This window comes from Microcoleus sp. M2_D5 (assembly GCF_036701935.1).
In the GTDB taxonomy this organism is placed as follows: domain Bacteria; phylum Cyanobacteriota; class Cyanobacteriia; order Cyanobacteriales; family Microcoleaceae; genus Microcoleus.
The window spans coordinates 1-16534 of the sequence record NZ_JAUBRP010000107.1 but is presented as its reverse complement, the minus strand read 5'-3'; the positions used below and the strand labels follow the sequence as shown (position 1 = coordinate 16534).

Below are 16534 nucleotides of genomic sequence, written 5' to 3'. Positions count from 1 at the left end.
GTCCCGCCCGTCCTTAAAAGACGGGCGGGACGCCCATCCCACTTTCTAGAGTGGAAGTTATTTAATTTTCATTCCTTAGAATATTGGGTTTGACAGCCAGGAATTAACGAGGAAACCGGGTTTTTGGGCCCGCGCGTGTAAGTCCAGCAGACAAATCGTTGATGAAAGGCAGTTACAGGACTTACCCCGACTATGACCAAAATCAAACTGAAAATTCTGACTGCAGCGATAATGCTACTCCCATTTTGCGCCGCACTTCCCTTACAAGCTCAAAATCTGTCTCTAGTCAAGCGGCTGCTAGAAACCAGAGGATGTCCCGGATGCGACTTATTTGGCGCTTCCTTAAGCCGTGCAGATTTGTTTGGCGCTTCCTTAAGCGGCGCCACTCTCAGCAGGGCTGACTTAGTTGATGCCGACTTGACTGCGGCTGATTTAATGGAAGCTAATTTAAACAACGCCAACATGAGAAACGCCTTTTTGGCCGACGCCGACCTCAGCAAAGCCGACATGAGCAGGGCCGACATCAGGGGAGCCAACTTAGAAAATGCCAACCTCAGCGAGAGTTTTCTGCCAGACGCATCCCTCCAGTTGGCTAACTTAAAATGCAGTAATTTGAGCGCCGCTAAACTAACTCGAACCGACCTGAGAAATGCCGATTTAAGCGGTGCAAATCTCAGGGGTGCAGACCTCAAGGAAGCCGATTTAAGCGGTGCAAATCTCAGCGGTGCAGATATGAGAAATGCCGACTTGAGGGATGCGAGATTGAACAAAGCTAATCTCACAGATGCCAATCTTTGCGGTGCCCGGATGCCAAACCAAAAAACATCTCGGCGAGGCTGCGAAGTTAAGAAAGAACAAGCTATAAGCGCGAACAATTACTGCAATTACTGCTATGCCTTAAATGACTGGTGGCTCAATGTATTAAGGTTCTACTAAGGGATGAGAATTAAATAAAATCCAATTTTCATGACTGTTGTGGGATGGGCGTCCGGCCCGTCCCCGATAGACGGGCGGGACGCCCATCCCACAAGAAGAAAAAAGGGAAATTATTGAATTGACGCTCCTAAGCAGTATCGTCGCGATAACTGCTCTGTTTCAGATATCTACTGTTAGAAAGAAGTGCGAGCGGGCGGTACATATATCAAACTTAACCTGTTACCGCCAACAGCTTTTCTTTACTTTGAAAAACCTAAAAATTGGCTCAGTATTTGCAGATATTCTGCGCCCCCGATATCTGCCACATTAGTGTGACCTCCATCAGGAACTATGTACAACTGTTTGGGTTCAGGTGCTGCATCAAACAGTTTTTTGCTCATTTCTACTGGAACTACATTGTCAGCAGTCCCGTGAATAAACAGCACGGGCATTTGCAGCCGATCGACTTTTGAAAGAGAATCAAACCGCTGTGTCAGCAAAACATCGATCGGAAACATCCAAAACAGCCCTTTTTGGAAATCCACCATCGCCCGCGTCGAAGTAAAAGAGCCTTCTACAATTACCCCTGCCGCCTCCGGGTGGCGCACGGCCAGATCGATCGCGACGGCCCCTCCCAAAGAATGACCGTAGATATAAATTTGATTCGGGTTAATCCCCCGCTGTTTCACCAAATAATCCCAAGCAAGTTGAGCATCCTCATAAACCTGAGATTCACTGGGAAAATCGCCCTGACTTTTTCCATAACCGCGATAATCCATCACAAATACCGACAAACCTAACCCATGAAATCGATAAGCGTGTTCGACATTTGCTCCCACATTTGAAGCATTGCCGTGCAGGTACAAAACTACCCCCCCTAACCCCCCCTTGTTAAGGGGGGGAACCGGAGCGACGGCCCCTCTCTCACTTTGGGGCGTAGCCAGAAACGACTCTCCGTTTCTTGCTCCCCCCCTTAACAAGGGGGGGCTGGGGGGGGTTTTCGAGGCAGGAATCCACCACCCGTGCACGCTTTCCACCGCGCCTGTTTTAGTTGGAATTGGCAGCCAGACATCTTGATATTTCAACTGAAAATCATCTGGCGTAGTTTCGATCGCCCGCGCCGGAAAAAAGATAAACTTACCTTGCGCTACAAAGAGGAATACACAAGCAGCAGAATAAGCAACGGCCAAAACTATCCCAAAAGCTATTAGCGATTTAGACAAAAGGAATACTAGCAAATTGTTCATAGATAGAGCACGCGGGAAATTAGAGATCGCTCAAAAGCTAATGGCAAATTATTAATTCAGACAATTAGCCAAGATCGATTACTAACTTCCGCCACCGTATTCCGCCGATTTTCAAAAATTAATGCAATTCGGGGTGGTGCAAGTGCCAATTCGTAGACTGTTCGTAAGCGTGAGCCACCTGAAACAACCGAGATTCTTGCAAAACATTACCAATCAGTTGTATACCCACGGGCAGTCCTTTATCATCAAATCCGCAGGGCAAATTCAAAGCTGGCAAACCAGCAAGGTTCACGGGAATAGTCATCAAGTCTGACAAATACATACTCAGGGGGTCATTGAATTTTTCGCCTGCCTTAAATGCGGTAGTAGGAGCAGTGGGACAGACTAAAACATCAACTTGAGAAAAAGCTTTTTCAAAGTCTTCTTTAATCAAAGTCCGAACTTTTTGAGCTTTGAGATAATAGGCATCGTAATATCCCGCCGACAATACGTAAGTGCCGATCGCAATCCGGCGTTTAACTTCCGCACCGAACCCTTGAGACCGGGTTTTGGCATACATATCCAAAAGATTGTCGGAGTCTGGAGACCGGAAACCGTACTTAACTCCATCATATCGCGCCAAATTTGCCGAAGCTTCCGAGGGAGCAATAATGTAGTAAGTCGGCAAACCGTAGCGGAACCGGGGACAAGAAATGACTTGAATTTCGGCGCCCAATTGTTGAAATTGCTCGATCGCCTTAGTAACGGCTTCTTTAACCCCGGAGTCCAGCCCTACACCAAAAGTTTCTTTAATTACACCAATTCTAATCTGACCCTTCGGTCGCAAACTGGGTCTTAAAGCTTGAGCGTAGTCAGGAATTGGAACATTAAGACTCGTAGAATCTCTCGGATCGTAACCGGCGATCGCCCCCAACAAAATCGCCGAATCCTCAACAGTCCGGCCAAAGGGCCCGATTTGATCGAGAGAAGAAGCATAGGCCACCAAACCGTAGCGAGAAACCAACCCATAAGTCGGTTTCAGCCCCACCAACCCGCAAAAAGCAGCAGGTTGGCGGATCGATCCCCCTGTATCCGAACCCAAACTCACGACGCATTCTCCGGCGGCTACCGCTGCGGCAGAACCGCCAGAAGAACCTCCGGGCACGCGCTCCAAGTCCCAAGGATTCGCGGTAACTTGATAGGCAGAAGTTTCTGTCGAGCTCCCCATTGCAAACTCGTCCATATTCGCCTTGCCCACAATCACCGCACCGGCTGCTTGGAGTTTCGAGACGACGGTAGCATCGTAGGGAGGAACAAAATTCTCCAAAATTCGAGAGGCGCAGGTTGTGGGAACGCCCTCGGTACACATATTATCTTTAACGGCGATCGGGATGCCGGCCAACAGGCCAATTTGCTCTCCGGCTGCGATTTGGGCATCCACTTTATGGGCCTGCGCCAGTGCGCTGTCTGCTGTCACGCACAGAAAGCTTTTCAACTTCGGCTCTAGCTGGGTAATTCGGTCTAATGCTTCTTGAGTAATTTCCACAGCAGAGCGTTCTTTATTGACCAGTTGTCGGTGCAACTCGCGGATGGATGCCATGCTCGTACCTTGATTATTTCTACTTTGAGACAATACAGTTAATATAACTGGCAATTGTACCTGCTTACAGCCCGAAGGCAAAGTCCGCTATTTTTGTGGCGAAAGTTGGAGCCTCGAAGAGGGTTCCGCTAACGCGCGATCGGTCATTTTATATACAATAGATTAAATTCCCAAAATCCCACCAGACACAAAATAGCGATCGAGTTTTTTACCTCATCTTTTAACAAGCCAAGAATGCAACTATATCAAAACTTATGCAACAAGTGGTTGGACGCGCGAATTATGTGAGTAAGGGGTAAGGTCTGCAATGCGCCCCCTACATAATTAGGTTCTGCCTCTAATAATGTGTAGGCAAGATGACAATCATTAGAAAATAATTCATTCCCTATTCTGTAATCTAAATTCTAAAATATTATAACCTAGCTTCTCTTCTATGCAACCCAGGATTAATGGAAAAAATGACATAAAACATAAAGTAATTCCAGATCGTAACTGCTTTATTTCTGGAAAGGTTCGGACTATCATAGTTGTCACAACATACCCACCTATTAATTAATTTAAGCTATGTACACAGACAATTTGCAGCACTTAAATCTAATTTAATAGGAGATTAGTTGCCTCTTATAAATTCAGAAAAAATGAACTAAAAATAAAAATTATGATAATAAAAGATTAGATTATGGCGGGCGATACCCTAATAATTAGGGTCAAATTATGAAGAACACTTTTTAGTCAAAAATGACAGAAAGTTATCAGTCATCAGAGTGAATTTATGGCGGGTGGGCGATCGAATAAAATATCGATCGACCTTTTCCCATCCGCGCCCCTTGTGCCAAAGGTCAATCGATTTTAGATTTTAGATTTTAGATTTTAGATTTTAGAATTGACCGCACGGATAAATACGTTCGGCGACTTTATCGGATACAGGTTTTTTATTTCTGGACGGATGAATACGGGGGCTTGTATCCTGGATGCTTTATGTCAAAAAGCCTGTCAGAAATCTGGGGTTCACAAAAAAGCTCGAAACCCTCACCGCCACGCCGAGGTCTTTTGTTGCGCGCACCTGCAAAAAAAACAGCAGTCAATCGATTTTAGGTTTTAGATTTCAGATTTTAGATTTTAGAGGCGACCCCACGGATAAATGCGGGGGACGCAAGGATTTTAGATTTTGGATTGATTTGCGCGAGATAAATCACGTGGCGGGTACCACCTTTGAAATTCTTGGTACTTCCTCAAGTGCGAGTAGCTGCGTGCATCTGCGGTAAAAAAAGCTACTTATTGGCCCGAACGATCCCCAGGAAAATAATTTCATCCGGAATTATCCCCAAAACCCAAGATATATGGTAAGAAGTTCCCGATGCCCCGTTGGAGGAATGCCACCTAAAGCTCACTTAGAATCCCACCTGACGGCAGAGGAACTCAAAATTCGCTACCGGCAGGCACAAAACACCACAGAGTCGCGCCGCTGGCACTTGCTGCTGTTAGTTTCCCGAAATTGGACTATCAAACAAGCAGCCCAAGTCGTAGGCCTCAACTACGACTACGCCAAAGAAATTGTCCAGCGCTACAACCGAGAAGGCCCTAACTCTGTCAGAAACCGCAGCGGAGACCGCCAGCCCCCTCCTGCGAAATCCTTGCTGAATCCAGAACAGCAAGAAGAATTGCGACAGGCGCTGCAAGGATCTGCCCCCGACGGCGGAGACTGGACAGGCCCCAAAGTCGCTCGCTGGATTGCCGAAAAAATCGGTAGCGATCATGTCTGGCCCCAACGCGGCTGGGATTACCTCAAGCGGTTGGGTGCTGACTGGCGACGGCGGCGCAGAAAGTAGATAGTTCGCAATATTTAGAGGGGGTTGATTAGCTTCGTGCGATCGCTCCCTTTATTCTTGTTATTTTGCCACATTGGGGCGATCGAACTATTTTAGATTTTAGATATTAGGAATGAGAATTAAATAACTTCCACTCTTGAAAGTGGGATGGGCTCTTATAGCCCGTCTTTTAAGGACGGGCTATAAGAGCCCATCCCACAATAACAATTAAAATTGTAAGTTATTTAATTCCCGATCCTTAGATTGAAGAAAAAATCTAAAATCTAAAATCTAAAATCTAAAATCGTTTGACTGATGTAACAAGAGCTGCTTATATTGAATGTGGTGGTGTTGAGGATGTTAAATATGCGAGAGTTCAAGCGTTTTTTGTCGATCGCCAACAAGATGGCGGCAGTAGTAGCCGGCATTGGACTGGTTCAGATGTTAACCATCGCAAGTTCATTCTCTCAATCATCTAACCCGCGTTCCTTAGACGAACTCTACAAAATTCGCGATGGGCTGATCGCCGAATTAGAACAACCCTCATCTCCCTCCCCAGAACCAAGCATCCTTTCCGGCTTAGTTCCCTTCGCAGCAGCCAATCCTCAAGAACAACTGCTACAGCAGTTGCAAGCGGTGGAAGCTCAAATATTAGTAGAACAGAGAGCTAACGACAACTTACAGCAAGCAGTCCGTTTAGCAAACCGAGCCCTAGAAACTAAACAGCAGCCCAATAAGTCGATCGAATCTTCGCAGCAAACTCAATTTTTCTGGCATCAAGCCCTCAACAACTTGCAGGAAGTTCCTCAAAATTCATTTTTAGCTTCCGTCACTGCCTCAAAAACTCAAGAATACCGGGAAAATTTAACAGCAGCAACCTTTCAAGTGCAGCAAGCAAAATCTAATGTTTTGGGTGCGCTTGCCCGGGAAAGCGGTTTGTCGGCTCAAGCTTCGATCGGTATTTGCAACCTTTCTAGAGAATGCGTACATCTGCGGGGCGATGTACCTCCTGTCAGTCCGGCCAGCTTAATTAAATTGCCGATTGCTGTCGCCCTGATGCAAAAAGTCGATCGAGAAAAAATTAGTCTGAACCAGGAAGTATTAGTCAGTCGCGGTAATTTCACCGAAGACGCATCGGCAAAGATTAGATCCAATCGCAATTACCCGCTACAGCTACTGTTAGAAGAAATGATCTATCGCAGCAGCAATATCGCCACCAATCAACTGATCGATTATTTAGGTTCGGATTACATCAATCAATATTTAGATAATAGCGGCTACGAAGTCACCCGCGTCAACTTCAAATTAATGGGGGAAAGAATTATGCCCTCCAACCCCGGTTCCGGTCGCAACCGCCTGACTGCTAACGAACTCACCGAAATGATGGTGCAAATTTACAACGGCGAAACACCAGGTGCTAAACTGTTAATAGAAACTCTCAACCGCCAGTACGATCGCGCTCTGGGATTTGCCGCGTTGGAAGGAACTAAAGCTCAGTGGTTGGGCGAAAAAACCGGCCAAAATTCCTGGGTGCTAGGCACAACTTTAGCGATGAGCATTGACGGCGAGGCCTATGTGATTACTGTAATTGACAGCCGCAGCGGCGAGCTACAAATGCGCCAGTCTATTTCTAAAATTGCAGATTACATGGTCCGAAACCCCAGCTTTTAACCGCTGGAATATAAAATTTATAGCGGGGACAACGCACCGCCCAAACAGTTAAAAAATGCCGCACCAACAACTCAGTGTTTCCGTCAAAGGCAAAGGGTTTCCTATTCTCTGCTTGCACGGCCATCCAGGTTCCGGCGATTGTATGTCGGTCTTTACAGAACACCTATCAAAACGCTTCCAAACCATCGCCCCAGACTTGCGCGGATACGGCAACAGCCGCACCTCGGTTCCCTTTGAAATGACCGACCACCTCCTCGATTTAGAAGCACTATTAGACAGATTAGGAGTCGATCGGTGTTTGGCGATCGGATGGTCTTTGGGAGGGATTTTAGCCCTGGAATTAGCCATGAAATATCCCCAGCGAGTCACCGGTTTAATTGTACTCGCATCCGCAGCAAAACCGCGAGGAAGTCACCCTCCCATCTCTTGGCAAGATAACCTTTACACCGGTTTAGCCGGAATTATCAATTGGGCGATACCCGGTTGGCAGTGGAATATTGATACTTTTGCGAGGCGATCGCTCTTTCGCTACTTGATACAGCAGCATAACGCCACCCCTTACCGCTACTTAGCACAGGCAGGTACCCCCGCCTACCTCAAGACTTCCAACACGGCCACAAAGGCGTTAAATACCGCTCTGAGGGCCGGATACGATCGACTGCCGCACCTGCACGACATTCATTGTCCCAGCTTGGTGTTGGCCGGAGAAGGCGATCGGCACATCACCTCAGCATCCAGTTTAGAAACCGCCCGCCACCTCCACGATTGTCAGTGGCAGTGCTATCCCAATACAGCCCACTTGTTCCCTTGGGAAATTCCCGATCGGGTACTCGCAGACATCGATCGCTGGATTGAGACTCACCCCGAAGCAGTTGGCAATTGCTAATCTTAAGTTTGGAGTTTGTCAGAAGCAATTAATCACCCAACAGTCAATAATTTGGAATTTATATCGCTGCCGTTTGCATCCGAATCATAATTTTCCGAGTGCAGTGGGAGCTTCCTGTCGCTATCAGGACTCGCAAGCAGGGTATAATTCCGTAGTTACCGAATTTTAATTTACAACTCAAAACTCAAAACTCAAAATTCCCCCTGCTTCTACTGACCGCTCAAAACCGGCCACAGCCCTCCATCACCAAGCTTTCCCAAATCTTCTGCAACCGTCAAAGTAATTGGTTTGCAGCGGTGAATCGAAACACTAACACCTTCTGCCCCTTCATTTTCTATGTCTTCTACATATCCTGCTTTTGCAGCTTCCGCCTCTTTCTCGGTTAAGAACGGGCCAAAATAGTAAATGCACCGCGGCGCTGAAGTTTTAACTTCAACCCACCAAGCCAATCCGAAAAAGTTGAGCAAGCTAATCAAGAATTCTTTCATCTGCTTTTCTTCTAATGTATTTGACGGTGTTTTCAGGGTGCTGCGAACACGCCTAGGCTTTTGTTATTTACACGTGGCTGACTGCTACCAAGAACCTATCCAAACCTATTTAAAGCTGATATTTAAATAGATTGGTGTCGAATTCTTGTTTGAACCTAGGGGCCTGGCCCCTTCTACTTTCGCCTGAACAAGTAACGACAGTCGATCGGCTATCCTTACTTGTTCCGGGTGTGGTGCTGCTCCATTCTAGGCAGCATTCACACTAAACTACTCTGTTGTGCTCTTTTTTTCAACCACCTTTACGATCCGTGTACGTGAAACTTTTTGGGCCCGCGCTGGCGGTAAATTTCGTATAAAGCCATCCCCGTTGCTACCGAGACATTCAGGCTAGGAGTATGGCCCCTTAAAGGAATTGAAACTAATCCGTCACATCCGCGCTGTATCAAAAGGCTCAAACCGTCAGCCTCACCACCCACCACTAAAACAGTAGGCCCGGAGAAATTGACTGTCTCTATAGATTGACCGACGCCTGCTGCAGTACCATAAATCCAGAATCCAGCCTCTTTGAGTTCTTCCAGCGCCCGGTTAAGATTGACAACCCTCGCCACGGGCAGGCTTTCCAATGCCCCTGCTGCCACTTTTCTCACTGCCGAGGTAATCCCAACAGCCCGCCGCTGCGGAATCACCATGCCCTGAGATCCCAATGCTTCTGCGGTGCGAACGATCGCCCCTAGATTGTGCGGGTCGTTGAGTCCTTCTGCTACCACAATTACTGGATCTTGGCAAGCAGACTTAGCCTTTGCGATCAGTTCGCTCAAATCCAGGTATTCGTAGGCTGATACTTGAGCCGCTACGCCTTGGTGGTTGGCTTTGCGCGTGATGTAGTCGAGGCGCAAATCGTCAACTTCGTCGATGATGCTGCCGTTGGCTTTGGCTTCGGTTAGCAAGCTGTGAAAGCGGGGATCGTAGCGCAGGTGGGGAACAACCCAAATCCGGTTGAGGACTTGGTTTGTTTCTAAAGCTGCTTGTACCGCATGGCGGCCGTAAATCATGTCGTCTGTGTCTGCGTCTGGTTGCATGACTGTATTTGAGGCACTGTCCACAGGGCGAGTGTCTCTGTCTTTGTCTCTGTCTCTGAAATGGTTGCCCCGGAATTCCTGCGGGCTATTGTCTTTGTCTCTGTCTTTGTAATAATTGCCCCTGGATTCCTGCGGGCTGCTGTCTCTGTCTCTGTTTCTGTCTCGGAAATTGTTGCGGGCAGGCTGGGGGCTCCTGTCTCTGTCTCTGTTTCTGTCTCGGAAATTGTTGCGGGCAGGCTGGGGGCTGCTGTCTCTGTCTCTGTCTCTGTCTCGGAAATTGTTGCGGGCAGGCTGGGGGCTGCTGTCTCTGTCTCTGTCTTGGTAATAATTGCCCCTGGATTCCTGCGGGCTGCTGTCTCTGTCTTTGAAATGATTATTTCTGCGAATTTCCGGTTGGCCGTCGGCATCGACTCTCCGTTTGAAAATTGCTCTCACGGGCATTTCTCGCGATTGCGGGGCGAAGGTCGATCGCTTTTGAGGCGCGTCTACTCCGCGAGTATCCGGACGGGGCTTGCGTTCAAAGCGGGCAGAGGATGGTTGTGAGTCCTGACGGCGGCCTTCGCTTTTGAATGGCTTGCTGTCGGAATTCGATCGCGAGGAGTTAGGTCTGGTAAATTTTCTCATTGGTTTCTTGTAGTCAAAACGTTTTGGCTGAAGGCTAATCGATTGTAGATTGTAGATTGTAGATGTGAGATTCTTGATTGAGGGAGCAATCTTTGGGCTTTGAGATTTGAGATAGTCTAGCGAGGGAGCAAGGATTTTGCTGTGTTCCAATGGCTAGTTAATAACTGATAAATCCTGTTTTGCCGATCGAGATATTGGCGGTTTTATATTAGCCGTGCAAGGATGGTTAATTAATTAATCCCTCCCCATTCCCAACTCTTAACTGCTACAACATCCTTTAAGTCTCAAGTTCTAAAAGTGCCAGAAGTTCGCTCAATCTTTCGGGATCGGTGAGATACAAATATCCCACCAAGGTTTCTAAGCTGCTGGCTTGTTGGTATATCTCTGGATCTGCTCGCTTAGAACGGCCCGCAGCAGCATTGCGGCCGCGCTTGACAATTGCTAATTCTGTACTGTTCAAGTAAGGAGAGATCGATCGCAAATGACGCGCTTGAGTTTCGGCTCGTACTTGCCCCACCACCAATTCGTGATAAGCTTGCAATCTTTTGGGCGGCATTAAGTACGAACTCCGAACGTAGAGTTCGTACACTGCATCTCCCAAATATGCCCAGGCTGCGGGCGAAATTCTTTCTATTTCTGCTGGTGTAGCCCTCGCAGGATGCACTCGATTTAAACTGATATCGGTCAGACTCAGTTTGAGTCCGTCATCTGCGATCGGCGACATACTTTTTTAAATAAAACTTCCGCACAGCTTGGTTTTTCTAGTCACTTACTTATTGCGTCTTTCACTACTTCAGCAATTATAGCTTTCCCAGGAGTGTTCGCTGTCCGATCGCGAAGCGAGATATATAGGCAAAGCTTGGCGCGACGATCGCACTCCTAAAAAAGGCTTTTTACCAAATCGGGATGCTCTAATTTTTATACCATTTTTTCGCGTGTTTGCCACACATATTTTACTGCCCATCCGCCGAAACTCTAGGCATCCGGGAAATAGCCGCTGGCGCGTGTCGCAGCTTCTGAGAAAATCGGTATTGTTTTACCCGCACAAAAATAAAAATTTGCTATCCAGCGTTGAGAACCGGATAGCTAATTTAATTCACTTTGGCGTCAAGCATCCTTGACGTTTTTTACCGCCTCATCAACCGAAGGCTGCAAAGACAAAAATTTCTCTAAGCGAACCAGTTTAACAGTCTGAGTTACGCGGGGATTTGAGACAATTTGCAATGTCCCCTCCAAGGTTTGGGCTTTTTTGACAAGCTGCACAAGTGCGCCCAAGCCTGAACTATCCACAAAGTCTATCTGCGACAAGTCCAAAATTACGTGTTTTGGGCCCTCGTCAATACATTTGCTTATTACCTTCCGAAAAGTGGCCTCAGAAAAAGCGTCCAGCAGGCCCGTCAAGCGAAATAACTGATAGTTATTCTTGACTTCGCGAGTGCCTCTGAGGCTAACGGTCAGGGTCAATGACTCAGGAATGACACCCTCCTAGCTAGATATGGCTTAAAGTCGAGGCTTCATTATAGGAGTTTTTTGGTCTTTTGTCTACAGTTTTTTAGTCGTTAGTGATTAGTCATTAGTCATTACTCAGAAGCGATCGACACAAACAGCCTCTGATGAATACTGACTAATGACTGCTGACTAAGGACTACTTACTGCTGGCTACTTTCTGATTGTCTCGCATTGACTGCACGAATCGATCGAATAAATAGTCGGCATCGTGCGGGCCCGGACTGGCTTCGGGGTGGTATTGCACTGAAAACAGCGGCAGAGTTTTATGCTTCAATCCGGCTACGGTGCGATCGTTCAAATTGAGATGAGTAATCTCTACTTCGGGGGCTAGGGAATCGGGGTCGATCGCAAAACCGTGATTTTGGCTAGTAATTTCTACTTGCTGAGTTAAACCCGCTGGATGATTCAATCCCCGATGGCCGAACTTAAGTTTAAAAGTTTCTGCACCCAAGGAAAGTCCCAAAATTTGGTGTCCCATACAGATGCCGAATACGGGTTTGTCCGACTTTAACAAAGCTTTCGCAGTCGCGATCCCTTCCGTTACCGCCGCCGGATCTCCGGGGCCGTTGGACAGAAAAATGCCGTCCGGGTTGTATTTGAGGATTTCCTCCGGCGACGTGTCAGCGGGGACAACGATGACCCGACACCCGTAACTCGCCAGACGCCGCAGGATGTTGCGCTTGATCCCAAAGTCTAGCGCTACCACAGTCCACATTTGGCCTTCTTCAGGTTTGACTGTAGGACTGAACTCCCAAACCGAGTCCGTGGCTTGGGACCACTCGTAAACCTCGCGAGTGGTGACTTCCCGAACCAGATTCAGCCCGTCCATGCTGGGGGCATCTTGCACTAGCTCCAAAAGCTCTGCCTGGTCGAGAATCGTCGTCGAAATGCCGCCGTTGATCGCTCCCACCGTGCGAATTTTGCGAGTCAGGGCGCGGGTGTCGATCCCGTAAATTCCGGGGATATCGTACTGTTTCAGGTAGTCTTGCAGAGATTGCGAGCAGCGCCAGTTGCTGGGGCGGCTGCATACGTTGCGGGCGATCGCACCCCGAATTTGCGGGCGCGAGGATTCTTCGTCTTCAAGATTTACCCCGGTATTGCCCAATTCTGGATAAGTAAAAGTGACAATTTGACCGCAATAGCTGGGATCGGTCAATACTTCTTGGTAGCCCGTCATTCCCGTATTAAATACTACCTCGCCAACGACGGTGGCGTCAGCGCCAAACGACCAGCCGCGGTAAGCAGTACCGTCAGCCAGGACTAGGAGAGCGGGTTGTGCAGTTGAAAGTGACATGGCATCCTCAATTACTTTCGTTTGGTTTATTTAATTCTTACCACTGCCAGGGATTTGATGCTAGTCGGCAATGTACAGATATTATTTTAATTTGTGCAAGGGTTTAGTAACTGAGAGTCAAAATCTGGACAAGACGCCCTTAACCTAGACAAAAGCTGTGATATAATCAAGTTATGTCTAGGTTAAGTCCCCTCCAAGCAGCCGAGCTATTAGGTGTAACGGTCAAAACCTTGCATCGATGGGAGGCTGACGGCAAAATTAAATAAACCCGTACAGTTGGTGGTCATCGTCGCTATGATATTGCTGACTTAATTGGCAATAAAACAGGCAGTGAATTGACAGTAGGCTATGCCAGAGTATCCAGTCACGATCAAAAAGACGATATTAAAAGACAAGTTCTAGTTTTAGAAAGCTATTGCGCCCAGCATGGATGGGAATTTGAAATCATCCAAGATATGGGCAGTGGCATGAATTATAAAAAGAAAGGACTAATTAGGTCGATCAAACTAATTACCAGTTACCAAGTGGAAAGATTAGTATTAACTCATAAAGATAGATTGCTGAGATTCGGCTCAGATTTAATCTTTACCTTATGTGAGAGTTTCTCTACAGAGGTAATAATTATTAATCGCTCCGATGATAGCACATTTGAGGAAGATTTAGCAGCCGATGTCTTAGAAATAATTACAGTATTTTCAGCTCGTCTCTATGGCAGTCGGAGTCACAAAAATAAAAAGATAGTAGAAGAACTGAGGGAGGTAGCTCTCAAGCTATGACTACTCTAACTTATTGCAAAGGATTACCAACACCCCGGGATGAACTCACCCCATTAGGATTAACCAATTTCGAGCTATTTCTCTTCGATTATGCCGGATTAAGTTACCGAGCCACCCTCGCTACAGTTAATTATTTGTTGTCGTTAAAGATCAAGTTTGACAAATCCAAATGGAATAGTTACCTACAAGAAAAGTTCGGCATAAACAAACGTCAGGCTGGCGGGATTATCGCTTTGTCTCAAGGAAAGGTAGATGCAGCACGTCAATGTAGAACCAACCACATTAAACAGTTAGAGTCAAAATTAAAATCAGCTATTGATTGGGTGAAAAAAACGCAAAAAAAACTGCGGTTAGCGCGCAAGTTTTATGCTAATAAGAATTGGCATGACTCGAAAACAGGTTGTAACTTTCCCCTGGCAACTTCGCTGAAAACTCAGAAGACTAACTGGTATTATACAAAATTTAATTTACACCATAAAAAAAGATACATCTATAAACTAACCCAAGAAATAGCCGCTTTCAAACTAGAACCTATACAGGTAAAAGTGTCGATAGGCGAAGTATTTGTGGTTGGTTCTAAAGATGAAAGTTTGGGCAATCAAACCTGTCAATGGGATGGTTATCAAGTCAAGTTTCGAGTTCCCTATTGTTTAGAGTCTAAGTATGGTAAGTATGTTGAATCAACCATCGGCTCCTTCTCACGTCAGATCGATCGATTGCCCGCGACGGGTGCTAAAACATGGCATTTTTATCGTCAAGCCCAGCGATGGGTGGTAGCAGTACAATTCACTCCTGCACCCGTACCGAAAGTAAGTAGACCCATTGAATATGGTTGTATTGGTATCGACATGAATCCAGGTTCAATTGGTTGGGCGTATGTGGATGGAGCCGGCAATTTGAAGGACAAAGGCTCGATTCCCCTTCAGATGGGTTTACCTACTGGCAAACAGTCGGCTCAAATTGTGGATGCTTGCCTGCAACTAGCCATGTTAGCTGATACAAGAGCCTGCGGTATTGTTTGCGAGTCGCTAGATTTTGCCACAAAGAAAACCCAATTGAGAGAACGCGGCTCAAAGTATGCTCGAATGCTTTCTGGTTGGGCTTATAGCCGTTTCTATCAGCTTTTAGAGTCGATTTTATCCAATCGCGGCATTTGTTTATTTACTCGCAATCCAGCTTATACCAGTTTAATTGGCAAGGTTAAATATGCTCGGATGTATGGATTGTCCTCTGATATCGCCGCTGCGATTGCGATTGCTAGAAGAGGCATGAATAAGAGTGAAAGATTGCCGCGCTCTGTGTCCGCCTATCTTGGGGTGAACCCGAGAAAGCACGTATGGAGCGCGCTGAATCAACTGAATAAATTTATCGGTCAATGTGGTGTAGTTAATCGCAGACACGATTACTATAGCATCTCTAACTGGGCGGAGTTGGTTAAGGTTGTTGTCGAGTCGCAAGACCGGGCATCATCCAAGCGCTGGCGCGTTAACTCCGATTGACTTAAAGTTATACCGCTGACTTATACATAGCGAAATTTACCTGTGGGTAGGTTTGTCTAGGTTTTTAGAAGCGGTTCGGAAAAGCAAGGCACTTGTGCCACACGTAATCAAAAAGCAGCAACAAGTGCAAATTTTCGATCTCCCCCCGCGCCCAGGGCTGTTTAATTCTCTGTAGGGGCAAACCCCCCGTGGTTGCCCCGATGCCTGAAACGCCCATTCGATCGTCGGTGGGGGGGTAGGCACGGGGAGTAGGGGTAGCACTACTCCTACAAAACCATGATTTTCCTGAGAATGAAACCACCCTGCCCCTGCGCCAGCAATTTATCTGCCAGCAGCTTAGGAGGCGGGCAGAAATTCTATATCTATACCAAAAGGCAGTTGTCGCTGTTACGATCGAGCTACAGCGTTTAATCAAACTATGGCCAGCAAATCTCCCCTGCCTTTACTCTCAAACTTATACCAGCATCTACAGAACCCTCAAAAACTGTGCCAACCGTTACTGGTTTTAACAACAGTTATTTCTCTGAGCAGTTCAATTTTAGTAGGGACTGTTGCCAACTCCTCGCGAGCAGTGGCTCAAGAAAGTGAGGGATGCTTCATGCGGAGCTCGTCAGGGCGAACCGTCAACCTCAGCCAATCAGTCTGCGGTTTTCTCCCCGAAGCATTGACGCCCACCACTTCGCCGGCGGCAAAGTCGGGAGTGTTTCAGGCAAAAATCAAACGCCGAGCTGCTAATATCCCGGTGATAGAAGTCACGTTTAACGGCAAACAAAAGTTCGAGATGATGGTAGATTCTGGAGCTAGCGGCACAGTAATTACACCAGCAATGGCTAAAGCCTTGGGCGTTGTTCTCCAGGGAACAGTGCAAGCACAAACTCCCAACGGAGTGGCTACTTTTCCCCTCGGTCGCCTGAGTTCTATGGAAGCAGGTGGTCTAGCGGTTAACAATGTAGTTGTTGCCATCTCGCCATCCCTAGATATCGGACTGTTGGGTCACGACTTTTTTGGTAATAAAGATGTGACTATTAAGCAAGATGTCATTGAATTTCGATCGCGGTCTTAAACAGAAGTCAGCAGTTAGCATCGCGAATTAAATAACTTACAATTTTAATTGTTATTGTGGGATGGGCGTCCCGCCCGTCATGAGTGGACGGGCGGG

General features: G+C 47.0%; 14 protein-coding genes and 1 pseudogene. 7 read left to right on the top strand and 8 right to left on the bottom strand.

The features are described from left to right. The first annotated feature begins 192 nt into the window (after positions 1 to 192). On the top strand, positions 193 to 936 hold the full coding sequence (locus tag QUA50_RS27440; protein WP_333262134.1) for a pentapeptide repeat-containing protein: 744 nt from the start codon (positions 193 to 195) through the stop codon (positions 934 to 936). A 239-nt stretch (positions 937 to 1175) separates the two neighbouring features. Here the strand turns inward: QUA50_RS27440 and QUA50_RS27435 are convergent, their stop codons facing one another. Beyond that, a complete protein-coding gene (locus QUA50_RS27435) occupies positions 1176 to 2162 on the bottom strand; it encodes an alpha/beta fold hydrolase (RefSeq protein WP_333262131.1) in 987 nt (328 codons plus the stop codon). A gap of 118 nt (positions 2163 to 2280) precedes the next feature. Beyond that, positions 2281 to 3741 (bottom strand): Asp-tRNA(Asn)/Glu-tRNA(Gln) amidotransferase subunit GatA, encoded by a 1461-nt coding sequence (gene gatA / locus QUA50_RS27430; protein WP_333262128.1) that lies wholly within the window; start codon positions 3739 to 3741, stop codon positions 2281 to 2283. A gap of 1373 nt (positions 3742 to 5114) precedes the next feature. On the opposite strand from gatA, the gene QUA50_RS27425 reads away from it, so the two are divergent. The 3 genes from QUA50_RS27425 (at position 5115) to QUA50_RS27415 (ending at position 8106) form a co-directional block, all read left to right on the top strand. Beyond that, complete coding sequence (locus tag QUA50_RS27425; protein ID WP_015176621.1) at positions 5115 to 5570, top strand: helix-turn-helix domain-containing protein; 456 nt, start codon at positions 5115 to 5117, stop codon at positions 5568 to 5570. 345 nt (positions 5571 to 5915) lie between these two features. Beyond that, a complete protein-coding gene (locus tag QUA50_RS27420) occupies positions 5916 to 7220 on the top strand; it encodes a serine hydrolase (protein ID WP_333262125.1) in 1305 nt (434 codons plus the stop codon). 55 nt (positions 7221 to 7275) lie between these two features. Next, the gene (locus QUA50_RS27415) at positions 7276 to 8106 is read left to right on the top strand and encodes an alpha/beta hydrolase (RefSeq protein WP_333262123.1); all 831 of its coding nucleotides are present in this window, start codon (positions 7276 to 7278) and stop codon (positions 8104 to 8106) included. 209 nt (positions 8107 to 8315) lie between these two features. Here the strand turns inward: QUA50_RS27415 and QUA50_RS27410 are convergent, their stop codons facing one another. The 6 genes from QUA50_RS27410 to carA all read right to left on the bottom strand — a co-directional run bounded on the left by QUA50_RS27410 (position 8316) and on the right by carA (position 13100). Beyond that, positions 8316 to 8594: a DUF1816 domain-containing protein gene (locus QUA50_RS27410; protein WP_333262120.1), complete on the bottom strand. Its 279-nt coding sequence runs from the start codon at positions 8592 to 8594 to the stop codon at positions 8316 to 8318. Positions 8595 to 8893: 299 nt separating this feature from the next. Then, entirely contained in the window at positions 8894 to 10297 is a 1404-nt protein-coding gene (gene rlmB, locus QUA50_RS27405; RefSeq protein ID WP_333262118.1) for a 23S rRNA (guanosine(2251)-2'-O)-methyltransferase RlmB, read from the bottom strand. Between the two features lie 277 nt (positions 10298 to 10574). Beyond that, on the bottom strand, positions 10575 to 11021 hold the full coding sequence (locus tag QUA50_RS27400) for a ribonuclease III domain-containing protein (protein ID WP_333262115.1): 447 nt from the start codon (positions 11019 to 11021) through the stop codon (positions 10575 to 10577). A gap of 69 nt (positions 11022 to 11090) precedes the next feature. Then, positions 11091 to 11243, bottom strand: coding sequence for a hypothetical protein (locus QUA50_RS27395; RefSeq protein ID WP_333262112.1), 153 nt, complete (start codon positions 11241 to 11243; stop codon positions 11091 to 11093). A gap of 161 nt (positions 11244 to 11404) precedes the next feature. Continuing rightward, a complete protein-coding gene (locus tag QUA50_RS27390; protein ID WP_333037230.1) occupies positions 11405 to 11761 on the bottom strand; it encodes an STAS domain-containing protein in 357 nt (118 codons plus the stop codon). A 181-nt stretch (positions 11762 to 11942) separates the two neighbouring features. Beyond that, positions 11943 to 13100: a glutamine-hydrolyzing carbamoyl-phosphate synthase small subunit gene (carA, locus tag QUA50_RS27385; RefSeq protein WP_333262109.1), complete on the bottom strand. Its 1158-nt coding sequence runs from the start codon at positions 13098 to 13100 to the stop codon at positions 11943 to 11945. A gap of 173 nt (positions 13101 to 13273) precedes the next feature. Here carA and QUA50_RS27380 point away from each other — a divergent pair. From QUA50_RS27380 to QUA50_RS27370, 3 genes and pseudogenes are all read left to right on the top strand, one after another. After that, a pseudogene (locus tag QUA50_RS27380) lies at positions 13274 to 13876 on the top strand (IS607 family transposase). Further along, positions 13873 to 15375 carry a hypothetical protein gene (locus tag QUA50_RS27375; RefSeq protein ID WP_333262106.1) on the top strand — a complete coding sequence of 501 codons (1503 nt, stop codon included), beginning with the start codon at positions 13873 to 13875 and terminating at the stop codon, positions 15373 to 15375. The pseudogene QUA50_RS27380 and the gene QUA50_RS27375 overlap by 4 nt, the downstream one beginning before the upstream one ends. Before the next feature lie 418 nt (positions 15376 to 15793). Further along, positions 15794 to 16438: a retropepsin-like aspartic protease gene (locus QUA50_RS27370; protein WP_333262103.1), complete on the top strand. Its 645-nt coding sequence runs from the start codon at positions 15794 to 15796 to the stop codon at positions 16436 to 16438. Positions 16439 to 16534 lie beyond the last annotated feature (96 nt).